The sequence below is a fragment of the Verrucomicrobiota bacterium genome, from assembly GCA_037139415.1.
Taxonomy (GTDB): domain Bacteria; phylum Verrucomicrobiota; class Verrucomicrobiia; order Limisphaerales; family Fontisphaeraceae; genus JBAXGN01.
The window spans coordinates 1-12,455 of the sequence record JBAXGN010000216.1; the positions used below are offsets into that span (position 1 = coordinate 1).

A 12,455-nucleotide genomic window follows, 5' to 3' on the forward strand; every position below is an offset into this window, starting at 1 on the left:
CTTGCACCCGCTGGCCTGTCAAAGATCGAAGGCTGCACCAGAAAAATGGGAAGCCAAGCATGGCAGAAAAATTATAACAAGGAAATGACTTCCCCGATCAACCGAATTTCGCTCTTTGAACCCATGAACCTGCAAGGGGGGCACGGGGAGAATACGGCATATTACCAACTGACGGATCGCTATTTCTGCCGCTTGCAATGAATCCCGCCTCATACTAATCTCCCGGCGAACTTAATAGTGCGTAACGAGAATACTTATGGAAAATAACGTGCAAAATACGGCTGAAGCAACCCTGCAAACGCTGCCGGGGGATGATGTGCGGCAGATCATGTGGCGGTTTGCGGAGCGCTATGATCTGGCGATGTTGGTGCAATCCACGCGGCAGGTGGCCCGCGGCCCCGTGGCGCGGCTCGTCGCCAACGGTGGGCGCAACACCCACGAGTGGAGCACGGAGAAGAATGATTTGCTGGCAGTGTTTGATGCGGCGGGCATCACGGCGGCGTATCTGGACCCGGAGGAAGGCGGCTTTATCGAGGGACCGAAGAATCTGGCGCTGGCGTTGATGGCGTATGAGCTGGCGTGGGTGGACGCGGGGGCGGCCACCGGCAGCCTGGCCAGCAACCTGGGGCTTTCGCCCATCCATGAGCGCGGCACGCCGGAGCAGAAGTTGTATTATATGAGCAAGTGCGCCCCGCCCAAGCCCGGCGAGGACCGCAAGCCGTGGCGCGCCGCGTTTGCGCTGACGGAGCCACTGCCCTATGTGGGCGTGGAAACCGGCACGCTCGGCGGCAAGTTGCGCGTGGCGGAGTGGACGGAAGGCAAGGAGCCGATCCTGCACGTGGATAAGCGCGGCCGGTTCATCACGAACATGGGGTTTGCCAATATTGTCACGGCGGCGGTGGATTCTGCCGACCCACGCATTAAGGGTAGCTGCATGATTATCCTGGAGCAGAGCGACGAGGGCATCTTTGATCGCGGCGTGCCGACGCGCAAGCTGGTGCATCAGTTGTCTTCGACGCGCGATCCGGTGTTCAGCCTGAAGGTGCCGGCCAGCCGCATCATCGGCGGGTACACGGTGAAGGACGGCGTGATCATTCCGAAGTACAGTCACGGGGAAATCATTGAGGCGGTGTTCCGCCGCACGCGCGTAACGGTCGGGATCATGACTTCGGCGAAGTTACTCTCGGCGGTGGAGCCGGTGATCCGGTATCAGCGCACGCGTTTCCGGGGCGGCGAGGCCGGGGCGCCCGGTTCGCCGCGTTATGATCTGGGTCTGCAAACCAAGCAGGACGTCGTGCAGCGCCTGGTGGATGTGTGGTCCACGGGTGAAGCGAGCGCGTCGCTGGGTTTCGAGGCGGCCCGCATATTTGATGTGCTCGATCCGCTGGAACGCAAGAAGGACGAGTATTTTAAGGCGAACAATATCGTAGGCGGACGCTCGCAGATGAAGGCCATGGCCAAGTTGGGCAAGGATGCCATTGAATTTATCACACTGGAAGGACAGGCACCGGAGAAGCGCGACCAGGCCCGCTACGAGGCGCTGAAGAATGACACGATGGTGCAGTACGTCTGGCTGGATGCGCTGGCCAATGTGTATTGCCCCGGTTGCAAATTGTGGAATACCGGTTACGGCGCGAACATGATGCGCGAAGCGGTTAGTTTGATGGGCGGTTATGGCATCACTGAGGATTGCCCCGGATTCCTTGGCCACAAGTGGATGGATGCGCAGCTTGAGGCAACGTACGAAGGGCCGGAAGCTGTGCAACGCCGGCAGATGTCCATCACGATGACGAACGAGGTATTCCTCGCGCAGTTCCAACAATACATCAAGGAGATGCGCCAGATCGCCTCGAACAAGCCCGGAACCGGCGCTTGCACGCTCGCCTCGGCCATGCAGCTTTGGGCGTGGACCTTGAACTACCTGCAAAACGCCAAGGACGCTGACGGAACGAAGTTGTACAGCAGCAATCGCCATGGTGTCACGTTCCCGCTGGCGGATGCGCTGTGCTGGTTGCTGGCGACCCGCTGCTTTGTCATGGATGTGCTGGAGTTGGAAGCCAAGGGGCCGCAGAACCCGACGGTTGCCGCCGGCCTGCAAGGCACGCTGAACTTCATGTTCGACCTGTGCCATACGCAAGCCGCCCGGGCGGCGGGCGAAGTGGCGCGCATCTGCTCGGAATTGGTTTATGGTTACAACCGGCATCCGGCCTGGACGGCGGAAAGCTGCAGTGCGTGCTACGTCACGGAAGAACTCGATGCGCTGGAAGGCGTCATCCCCGGCTTCGCGAGCGGCGCGGGCGGCAGCGGCCAGGTGCGGCAGGCGAATGAAGCGCATCCGTTCAAGGCCGGGCCTTGCGCGTGCTTCGAAGGGCTGGAGACGTTCTCGCATCTGCGCATGAAGCTGGACGGTTGCCTCACGGGCTCCCGTTTGGCGAAGGATCGCGCGGCGGAAGCGCTGACGAAGGTGATGATTCCCGAAGCGCTGGATTATCCAGTGTAATTTGTTGTCATGACAACCTCTCCCAGTGAGGCCCCGTCGGCCGTGGAACGGCAGCGAATGGACGTGGACATCGTGTGCGTGGGATTTGGCCCGGCCACGGGCGGGTTCCTCACCACGTTATCGCGGCAGTTGATGAAGGAAGACGGAACGCCGGCGATCGAAAGCCCGACCAACCCGGGCATGCCGCTGCAAGTGATGTGCTATGAGCGGGCGGACGACATCGGGTTCGGGGTTTCGGGCGTCGTCACCCGCGCGCTGGGGTTGCGAAAGAGTTTTCCCAACCTCGATCCGTCGCAGATCCCCATGGCAACCCCGGTGACGGGGGAAAAGGTGATTTATCTGCTGGATCCCGTCGGGGCGAGCCGCCGCTCCGGCCTGCTTCGCTTTTCCGATAAGCTGATTCGCGCCTTCAAAGGCATTCTGCCCGTGGAACACGACGCGATGAACCTGCCCTGGACGCCGGCGTTCTTGCATAAGTCCAATGGGCTGGTGTTATCACTGGGACAATTCAATCAATGGGTCGGTTCGCAGTTGTTAGGCACGGGTACGGTGCAGATCTGGCCGAGTACGCCCGTGGCCAAAGCGCTGATCGAGGACAAAAAAGTCGTCGGCGTACAACTGATGGATCAGGGCACGGACAAACAAGGAAAACCGTCGGATGGATTCATGCCCGGCATGAACGTCCATGCGGGTTTGACCGTGGTGGGCGACGGTCCGGTGGGCGCAATCGGGCAGCAGTTGGACGAAACGCTGGGTGTGCCCGAGGGACATCACACGCACGACTGGGCGGTGGGCATGAAGATGGTGGTGGATCTGCCCGAGGGCGTGGATTTGAAGCCTGGCACGGTGTTTCACACGTTTGGTTTTCCGGAGCCGGAGATTTTCGGGTTCTTTTACGTGCATCCTGGCCGCGTGGTGTCGCTGGGTATATTCGTGCCGTCGTGGTTCGACAGCCCGATCCGCAATACGTACCGGTATTTGCAGCATTGGATGATGCACCCGTACTTGTGGCGTTATCTGAAGGGCGGAAAACTGCGATCCTGGGGCGCAAAGTCATTGCAGGAATCGGGGCGTCGCGGAAAACCGCATCTGGCGGGCGACGGGTTTGCGCGCATTGGCGAAGGTTCCGGCAGCACCAACGTGCTGCTCAACTCCGGCGTGGATGAAGCGTGGACCACCGGCGTGCAATTGGCCGAAGGCGTGCTGGAGTTGCTCAAAAACAAGCAGCCGTTCACGAAGGAAAACCTGGAAAAAACCTACGTCAAGCGGCGCCGGGAAAGTTGGGTGGAGCAGGAAGCGCTCGAGGCGGAGAAGTCCCGCGACGGCTTCCAGCGCGGCGTGGTCACCGGCATGTTGGGCATGGGCATCAGCGGATTAACCCATGGGAAAATCAATCTGGGCGGCAAAACTGTGCCGCCGCATCAACGCGTTCCCTCGCTGGAGGAATATTTCCACGGGCGGGTGACGCCTGATGAGATCGCGCGCATTCGCCAGGAGTGTAACACCAAGGGAATTTCGATATATGGCGCGTTGATGGACAAAGTTGGCTGGCCCAGCATCCCGTATGACGGCCAGTTGCTGATGACACATCAGGATGCGCTGTTGCTCGGCGGCAAAGTGCAGGCGCCGCACGGCTATGCCGATCACGTGAATTTCCTTTACCCGAAGCTCTGCGAACAGTGCGGCACGAAGATTTGCATTGAGCTGTGTTCCGGTCAGGCCATTGCGCCCGGAACGGGCGGCGTTCCGGCGTTTGACCGGGAAAAATGCGTGCATTGCGGCGCTTGCCTCTGGAATTGCGCCAACGGCAACCCGCAAGACGCGGAACGCAGCGTGGTTGCCTTCCGCGCCAGCACGGGCGGCCTGCATTCCGCCGAGAACTAGGCCATCCATGGCGCACATCCACGAGAAGATAGACTTCACGTCGGCCATTTTCGTGGTCCACAACGGCAAAATCCTGCTGATTCACCATCGGCGTCTGGACAAATGGCTGCCTTTGGGCGGCCATATTGAATTGGATGAAGACCCGGAGATCGCTGCCTTGCGCGAAGCCCGCGAAGAAAGCGGCCTGGAGGTGGAACTGCTGGGCGAACGACCACCGACCACCGAACCCGGCACCCGTGCGCTCATCGCGCCGCGTTTTCTGGACATTCACCGAATCTCCGACACCCACGAACACATCGGCATGATCTACTGGGCGCGTCCCAAGAGCGGCAAGGTGACGCTGGCCACGGAGGAACACCACGATATCGGGTGGTACACCAGCCAGGAGCTGGACCACTTGCATCCCCCGATGAGCAACGCGGTCAAATGGTATTGCCGCAAGGCGATTGAAGAGATTTCTGCCTGGCCTCAGAAATAGCATTTGTTTTCCGACACAAAAGCGACGTATCATCTCCGCCGCATGGCTGAATATAAAACGACATGGGAGAAGCTGGTGGCGGGATTCCGCATCGTAACCACGCGCGTAGTCGCCGTGTTTGCCGCCGCATTGCTGTTGCTGAACGAATCCTGCTGGCCGAAAGACGGCACCCTGGCTTTTGCCCTCAAGATGACCGGAATTGTGCTGATCGTGGCCGGGGCCTTTGGCCGCCTCTGGTGCACTTTGTTCATCTCAGGCTACAAGACCGAGCGCCTGATCACGTCGGGGCCGTACTCGATTGCCCGGAACCCGCTGTACCTGTTCAGTTTCATCGGCATCCTAGGGATTGCGATGTCCACCCAGATGCTGACCGTGGTCGCCTTGGTTATTCTGCTGTTCGCCTTTTATTATCCCACCGTCATTGTGCTGGAAGAGCGCAAATTGCTCAAACTGCACGGCGCAGTCTTCGAGGAGTATTGCAAAAAGGTGCCCAGCTTCATCCCAAAGTTTTCAGGTTATCAGGAACCGGAGACCTATGCCTTCACCACCCGTTTGTATCGCAAAGCCATGTTCGATGCCATGTGGTTTGTGCTGGTTTATCCCCTCATTGGAGTGATCGAACATTTACACCGGGCCGGATGGCTTCCCGCATATTACCAAATATGGTGACGCCTAAGCGCCGCCGCACACCGGGCAGTGCGGGTCGCGGCGAATGTTCACGGTGCGGAACTGCATCGTCTTGAAGTCGCAGGTGAGCAATCGTCCGGCCAGGGTTTCACCCAAGCCGGTCAGATGTTTGATCACTTCCAAAGCGGCGAGCGAGCCGATGGAGCCAGAGACCGCGCCAAAGACCGGAAATTGCCGTTTCCACCAGGCCGGTTTCTCCGGGGCCAGGCAGGCGAGGCACGGAGTTTGGCCAGGGAGGAAGGTTGTCAGGGTGGCGTTCAACTCGAACATGGCGCATTCTACCATCGGTTTATGTTGGCGCACCACTTCGCGATTCAGTCGGAAACGCTCTTCAAACAGTGGCGCACAATCCACCACCACATCCGCCATTCCCACCAGGTTCGCGGCATTGGCATCCGTCACATTTTCCGGCACCGCCACGATGTCGAGGCGCGGGTTCAGCTCGCGCAATCGGCGGGCGGCGGATTCGACGCGCGGTTTGCCGAGCCAATCGTGCGTCATCAATAACTGACGGTTCAAATCTCCGGGCGCGAGATTGCCGCCGTGCGCCAGCACGAGACGCCCCACGCCGGCAGCCGCCAATTGGTACGCCACCGCACCGCCCACGCCACCACAGCGCGAGATGAGGACGGACGCAGCTTTCAGCTTGCGCTGACCGGTCTCGCCAAAGCCATCCACCCACATCTGCCATTCGTAGATGGCTGATTCTTCAGGCGTCAGTGGCGGGAGGTTGGGCATAGCGCGGATGGATGTTAATGACTGTTATTTATCCTGGTATCGGGAGGCGGGTGATTGATCACGGATTCCTTGATCGTTCCCTGATCCAGTTTGAGCACACGGTCCGCCAGTTCCGCCGCTTCGCCCAGATGATGGGTGACATGCAGGACGGAGACTGTATTCAGGCGTTTCACGGATTTAAGCAGTTGATACATTTCAGCGCGCGTATCGTCGTCGAGCGCGCTCAGCGGTTCGTCCAGGCAGAGGATGCCGGGCCGGATGGCCAGCGCGCGTCCCAAGGCGACCCGTTGCGCTTCGCCGCCGCTTAAGCCCTCCGGCTTGCGCTGAAGCAGCGGCTGGATGTCAAGCAGGGCGGCCAATTCTTCGACGCGCCGGGCGATGTCCGCCGGCGACCAGCGGCGCACCACGAGCCCAAAGGCGAGGTTGTCGAACACGGTCATCGTTTGAAACAGGGCGCGATCCTGCGGCACGTAACCAATGCCCCGCGCACCAGGCGCAAGGCTGGTCACATCACGACCATCCAGCAGAATCTGGCCGGACTGGATCGGGCGCAGACCGCAAAGGGCTTCGAGGATCGTGGTTTTGCCAGAGCCAGTCTTGCCCATGAGTACGGCGTAGGCGCCGGCAGGCACTTCAAAGCTGAGATCGCGCAATTGGAATTGTCCGGCGCGCAGCGAGAGGCGTTGCACTTGGATCATGGTTCCAGCCCCTTTCCAAAGGTGGCATCGGAGCCGAGCCAGCGAACCAGCAGCAGCACCACGCCCGCCGCACCGATCATCAACAACGATACCGCCACCGCCGCTTCCAGGTTGCCGATGCTGAGTTCGAGAAAGACCGTGGTGGAGAGCACCTCGGTCTTCATGCGAGTCGCCCCGGCAAACACCAGGATGGGACCAAATTCGCCCAAGGAACGCGCCCAGGCCAACGTCGCCGCAGTGAGAATTCCGCGACGCGCTTCCGGGATGGTTACCCGCCAGAAGGCCTGATGCCGCGAGCACCCGAGGGTGAGCGCGACCTGTTCGCTGCGCGGGTTAATCTGATCAAAGCTGACTCGCATGGTGCGTACCGCAAACGCGCACGCCACGGAGAATTGCGCCAGAATCACGGCTGGCACCGCGTACGTCACCGGGATGAGCTTCTCCAAGGCACGACCCGGCGCGGTCTGCATGAGGATCAACAAGCTCAACCCAATCACCAGCGGCGGCAAGACGATGGGAATATCCAGGACAGCATCCAGCAAGCCACGCCCGGGGAAGCGATGGCGCGACATCAGGTACCCCAGCGGCACCGCCACCCAGAGGGAAAGCACCGTGGTAATGCTGCAACTGATGAGACTCAGTTGAATGGCAAAGCGAATATTTTCATTGCGCAGCGCGGCCAGCAGATGGCCGGGCGTGGTAAAGGCCAGGTCGGCCAGAATCATGGCCACAATCAGACCCGCATAGCATCCGCCAATCACGCACAAGCCGGCGACAAACGGCCAGTCCGCCCTCGAACGGTTGGGGCGTAGCGCGCAGTCTTTGGCGGATTCTAAACTCACCTGCCAGGAAGCTTAACGACATTCGCGGGAAAATACAAAAGGCAAAATGGCCCGCTTGAATTGCAGAGAAAAAGCCCCCTTCCCGGTCCACGGGAAGAGGGCGGTCAAAACTGCGGGAAACCCCAGTCTGGTTTAGAGATAACTGGAATACCGGGGATCGTACATCTGGGATTTGATCAGGGCCGGCAAATCCCTGGGCCGACGTTTGCGGGCCAGGTTCAGCCGGTAGGCTTCTTCCGCCACCGCTACGGCAATCGCCTCGGAAACTTCACGGATGCGTTTCAAGGAGGGGTAAATTCGGCCTAATTCGAAATCGCTATCCATCACCTGATTGGCCAGTGTACGAGCCGCAATGGAGAACATGCTGTTCGTGACGTGCTTCGATTCGCACGCAATCACGCCCAGGCCAACGCCCGGGAAGATATACGCGTTATTGCCCTGACCGGGCACAAACGTGCGGCCTTCATAAGTGACCGGCGCAAACGGGCTACCGCTGGCGTAGATGGCGCGGCCTTGGGACCAGGTGTAGGCCTCGGTGGCGGTGCATTCCGCCTTGGAGGTGGGATTGGACAGCGCAAAAATGACCGGGCGCTCGTTGTTTTTGGCCATCAATTCCACGACCGGTTGCGTGAAGGTACGCGGCATGCCGGAAACCCCGACCAGGATGGTGGGTTTCAACGTGGCAATGGCACTCAGCAAATCCGGGCAGGCCGGAAACTCATGGGCATAGTGCAATTTGTGCTCCGCCAAGTTGGTCCGACTCTTCACCACCAAGCCTTGCGAATCAATGAACCAACAATGCTTCCGGGCTTCTTCCACCGGCATCCCGCCGTCCACCATCGCCGAGACAATCAGGTCGCCAATGCCGATGCCAGCCTCACCCGCGCCGAGGAACAGGATGGTCTGATCCTGCAACTTGCGGCACATCATGCGCAGAGCGGAGTACACCCCGGCCAGCGCCACAGACGCCGTGCCTTGAATATCATCGTTGAAGGTGCAGGCCTTTTCCTGGTACTTATGCAGCAACCGGAAGGCGTTTTGGTTGGCAAAATCTTCGAACTGGATGAGCGCCTTGGGGTACCGTGCCTGAAAGGCCGTGATGAATTCATCCACCAACTCGTCATAAGCCGCGCCGCGCAACCGGGGTTGGCGCAAGCCCGTGTAAAGCGGTTCCTTGAGCAAGGTCTCGTTTTCCGTGCCCACGTCCAGCGTCACCGGCATGCAATACTCCGGGCGGATGCCGGCGCAGGCGGTGTACAACGAGAGCTTGCCCACCGGGATGCCCATGCCGAAGGTGCCCAGATCGCCAAGGCCCAGAATGCGCTCGCCATCCGTCACCACCGTGATTCGGACATCGTCATGCGGCCAGTTCTCCATGATCTTGGCAAATTGCCCGCGATCCCGGGGCGAAAGGTACAACCCGCGGGGGCGCCGTAAAATGTCGCCGTATTGCTGGCAGGCCTGGCCTACCGTCGGGGTGTAGATGATCGGCATCATTTCATCCATGTTGTCCATGACCACCCGGTAAAAGAGCGCTTCGTTGCGGTCTTGCAACGCAATAAGCTGCACGTACCGTTCCAAGTCATTCGGTTTCTTGCGGAAGTTGCTGAGAATCCGGTTGACCTGTTCCTCTTGGGAAAACACCCGGGGCGGCAGCAAGCCGCGCAAGCCGAGGGCGTCGCGTTCCTCATCGGTGAACGCCGTGCCTTTGTTGTACAGGGGGTTATTGAGAATAGCTGTGCCACGCGGCAACCCGCGTAGTTTCTTGCGCGCGCCAGTGGGCGTATTTGTGTCCATATTAGCTTTAATCATATTAAGGATTTTTGCCTTTAATTCAGGCATCTATCTGGAACACTAATAGTGCATACTCTGGAAAGGACTTCCAGAAAATTCGTGAACAAAGTTAAGAAATACTGGTGAGGTGGAGTTTCTGGTCATGGAGTCACCGTTTTCAGGAAAAGACGTTTGTCGCCAATCAACACTGGAGCGTCATAAACCGGGATATCTTTGAAGACCACTTTTTCACCATCCGTCATAATTTTCTCCGCCGGGATTTCATGGATGCCACCGGTGATTGTGTCCACCCAGACCGGCTCGGTGAAGCTACCCTTGGCAATCGTGAAGGTCGCGCCCACGGTCTCGTTCGTGTTGGATGGCACTCCGCTCTTGTCCCAAAATACCAGTAACGACTGGCCGGTCGGTTTATGTTTATAAGCATAAAAGGCAGTCGCCTGAGCGCACTGGACTTCGCATGGATAATCCGGCACCCGCGTCAAGGTGTCGTCAAACACAGCGACCACGTTTTGCACCGCATAATAGGCGATCTTCACCTTGAGCAGACGGTACTGCTTATCGGTCTTCACCAAACCGTAACGGTCCATATCGCCCAACCGGTAGCCTTCCCAACGGTTATAATCCAGATCGGCAATGGAAAAGATCAGCGACTCGACGTCATGCCCCAAGTCGCCCAACATGCGGCGGACCTGCCATTTGGCCTGGGTCAGCTCGGTCCACGGATACTTGCACAGCGCGCCGCCAAGGCAATATTCCGATTGCGTGCCGGCCTCACCCTGCCACAGTTTGATGTTTGGCGCATATTTCTGGAACAGCACTTTGAGTTTTTCCACGTTCTCATAATGTCCCTGATCGGGATTGCGCGTATAGCCATGATAAATGAACCACGTAAAGAGCGACTCCTTTTTCAGTTCGGTGATCCGCTTGAGCCATCCCTCAGTGAAATCCGGTCTGGGTCCGCACAGCACACCGCCGGCAATGCGCGCCTCGGGGATTATGCGTTTGATGATTTCGGCGGTGCGAATATTGATATCGGCAACCATCTCGGGCGTATGTGTCTTGTTGCCATCCGGTTCATTCCACATTTCCCAATCGCGTACTTTTCCCTTGTACCGAATGGCCATGGCCTCCACCCACTTATCCCAGGCAGCCCAGGCTTCATCGGAGGTCGGGAACCCACCGGACAGTCCACGGCCGCCACCCCCGGCATAAATCGGGTTGCCGTAGTTGGTTTCCAGAAAGATTTCCAGACCGCGACTGCGGGCATCGTCAATGACACGATCCAGCCAGCGCCAGTCGTATTTACCCTTCTCACGTTCAGTGGTGGCCCAACCACCCTGGAGGCGAATTTTTTTGATACCCAAGGGTACCAGATAATCTCTGTATGAATCGTAGCTGGTAAAGGCGCGGTCGAGCGTCTCACAGCCCAAGGCCCAATTCTGGCCGGTGATCTCGCCCACGCTGCGCGGGGTAAGGGTACCGATGCGTTTGAGGCCGGGATTAAGCGTGGTTTGCACCCGCGTCTCGGAGGTGTCAATGACCTGGGCCGACACGGCGGTTGCCAACCCGAAGGCCGCGGCCATAAGCCAAGCCAGAGTATCGGCACTCCAATTTGCAGCCGGTGCGGAAGTCCGCACGATGAGTGCCCCAGACGAAATTGAGCGTCCAGGACATTTCGTTGTGTTTGCGGTATGTGTTTTCATAAATGAATTTCTGTAGTTAGCATGGCGCTTGCGGCTCGCCAAAGCGATCTTCGATCAACCCACCCGCCCAACCAGGCGGCGATGCCTGATTGCCATGGTTGCGGGGACAAATCCCGCAACCGGCGGACCGGTGGCTTGGCTGGCGAAATCACACTGAGGTTGTACCGATTGTGACGGGCAAGTGCCAGCGCAAAAACCGGGAATGCGCGCCCGCGAAACAACGCCGTCGCGGCCAGACCAGGGTTAAGCGCTTAGGTAGTTAAACGTCAAAAAATAGTCATTAATAACTTGCCCCCCACACTCAGGCTTGTTAAGCTGCGCACGATCGATTAAACAGAACCGTAACAAATAAAAGAAACTCATGAAAAATTCAATCAAACTATTGGCCTGTACTGGTGCCCTCATGTCCGCCTTGGCGGCCTCTGCCGGACCCCAACTCATTATAACCGGGGACATCTCAGGGGATGGACTAACCGCTAGCGGTATCATCAACAGCACCCCCTTCAGCTATACGCTTACTATCAGCAGTCCCCCTAAAGCGGATTTTGGTGTCGGGCGGACGATTACTGGGGGACAGTGGGCCGGCAATTGGATCGTGCGGGGTTCCACCACGGCTTTTGGCAGTTTTTCCAGTACCTACCAACTCAACGGACTCCCTTTAAATAACGGGAGTTCGTTCACCTCTGGAACAGAGGCGTCTGCCGACAACTATCTTTGTTTCTACGCTACTGGCAGCGGTTGTGATGCCATTGCGCAGTTCGATTTCTCCAGCGCCACGCCGAAAATCTCTGCCTTCGTTTACGACCCTGCCGGGGGGAATATTGATATTTCTTCGGGCATTGGCAATGTGGTTGCTAACGCGACCTCTGCCTCCGTGCCGGAGCCTTCGACGTATGCCTTGGGCGGCCTGGCCCTGGTCGGTATGTTCTTCGCCCGCCGCCGCCAGGCTTGAACGAATTGCCCTCGCTTTCTGCTGCAAAACTTCCCCAGCCGGGTCACTCCGCTGGGGAAGTTTTTTTTCTGATTACTGATTACTGATTACTGATTACTGATCACTGATTACTGATTACTGATCACTGATTACTGATTACTGATTACTGATTACTGATTACTGATTACTGATTACTGATT

Annotated in this window: 11 protein-coding genes; 6 read left to right on the forward strand and 5 right to left on the reverse strand. The window is 58.4% G+C overall.

Going from position 1 to position 12,455, the window contains the following annotated elements:
* The 5 genes from WCO56_25710 to WCO56_25730 all read left to right on the forward strand — a co-directional run.
* A partial coding sequence (locus WCO56_25710) for a hypothetical protein (protein ID MEI7732995.1) occupies nt 1-201 on the forward strand: 201 nt, incomplete at its 5' end.
* Between the two features lie 127 nt (nt 202-328).
* Nucleotides 329-2,500: an acyl-CoA dehydrogenase family protein gene (locus tag WCO56_25715; protein ID MEI7732996.1), complete on the forward strand. Its 2,172-nt coding sequence runs from the start codon at nt 329-331 to the stop codon at nt 2,498-2,500.
* A gap of 9 nt (nt 2,501-2,509) precedes the next feature.
* Nucleotides 2,510-4,384 carry a 4Fe-4S ferredoxin gene (locus tag WCO56_25720; protein MEI7732997.1) on the forward strand — a complete coding sequence of 625 codons (1,875 nt, stop codon included), beginning with the start codon at nt 2,510-2,512 and terminating at the stop codon, nt 4,382-4,384.
* A 7-nt stretch (nt 4,385-4,391) separates the two neighbouring features.
* Complete coding sequence (locus tag WCO56_25725) at nt 4,392-4,862, forward strand: NUDIX domain-containing protein (GenBank protein MEI7732998.1); 471 nt, start codon at nt 4,392-4,394, stop codon at nt 4,860-4,862.
* 42 nt (nt 4,863-4,904) lie between these two features.
* Nucleotides 4,905-5,531, forward strand: a complete 627-nt coding sequence (locus tag WCO56_25730; protein ID MEI7732999.1) for an isoprenylcysteine carboxylmethyltransferase family protein — start codon at nt 4,905-4,907, stop codon at nt 5,529-5,531.
* Nucleotides 5,532-5,534: 3 nt separating this feature from the next.
* On the opposite strand, the gene WCO56_25735 is transcribed toward WCO56_25730, so the two are convergent.
* The 5 genes from WCO56_25735 to WCO56_25755 form a co-directional block, all read right to left on the reverse strand.
* Nucleotides 5,535-6,287, reverse strand: a complete 753-nt coding sequence (locus WCO56_25735) for a HesA/MoeB/ThiF family protein (GenBank protein ID MEI7733000.1) — start codon at nt 6,285-6,287, stop codon at nt 5,535-5,537.
* A 14-nt stretch (nt 6,288-6,301) separates the two neighbouring features.
* The gene (locus WCO56_25740) at nt 6,302-6,985 is read right to left on the reverse strand and encodes an ATP-binding cassette domain-containing protein (GenBank protein ID MEI7733001.1); all 684 of its coding nucleotides are present in this window, start codon (nt 6,983-6,985) and stop codon (nt 6,302-6,304) included.
* On the reverse strand, nt 6,982-7,827 hold the full coding sequence (locus WCO56_25745) for an ABC transporter permease (GenBank protein ID MEI7733002.1): 846 nt from the start codon (nt 7,825-7,827) through the stop codon (nt 6,982-6,984). Before WCO56_25745 ends, WCO56_25740 begins: the two co-directional genes overlap by 4 nt.
* Nucleotides 7,828-7,959: 132 nt before the next feature.
* Entirely contained in the window at nt 7,960-9,624 is a 1,665-nt protein-coding gene (locus tag WCO56_25750) for an NAD-dependent malic enzyme (GenBank protein MEI7733003.1), read from the reverse strand.
* A gap of 137 nt (nt 9,625-9,761) precedes the next feature.
* Nucleotides 9,762-11,204, reverse strand: a complete 1,443-nt coding sequence (locus tag WCO56_25755; protein ID MEI7733004.1) for a beta-galactosidase — start codon at nt 11,202-11,204, stop codon at nt 9,762-9,764.
* Between the two features lie 481 nt (nt 11,205-11,685).
* Here WCO56_25755 and WCO56_25760 point away from each other — a divergent pair, with 481 nt between their 5' ends.
* Complete coding sequence (locus WCO56_25760; protein MEI7733005.1) at nt 11,686-12,276, forward strand: PEP-CTERM sorting domain-containing protein; 591 nt, start codon at nt 11,686-11,688, stop codon at nt 12,274-12,276.
* Nucleotides 12,277-12,455: the final 179 nt, after the last annotated feature.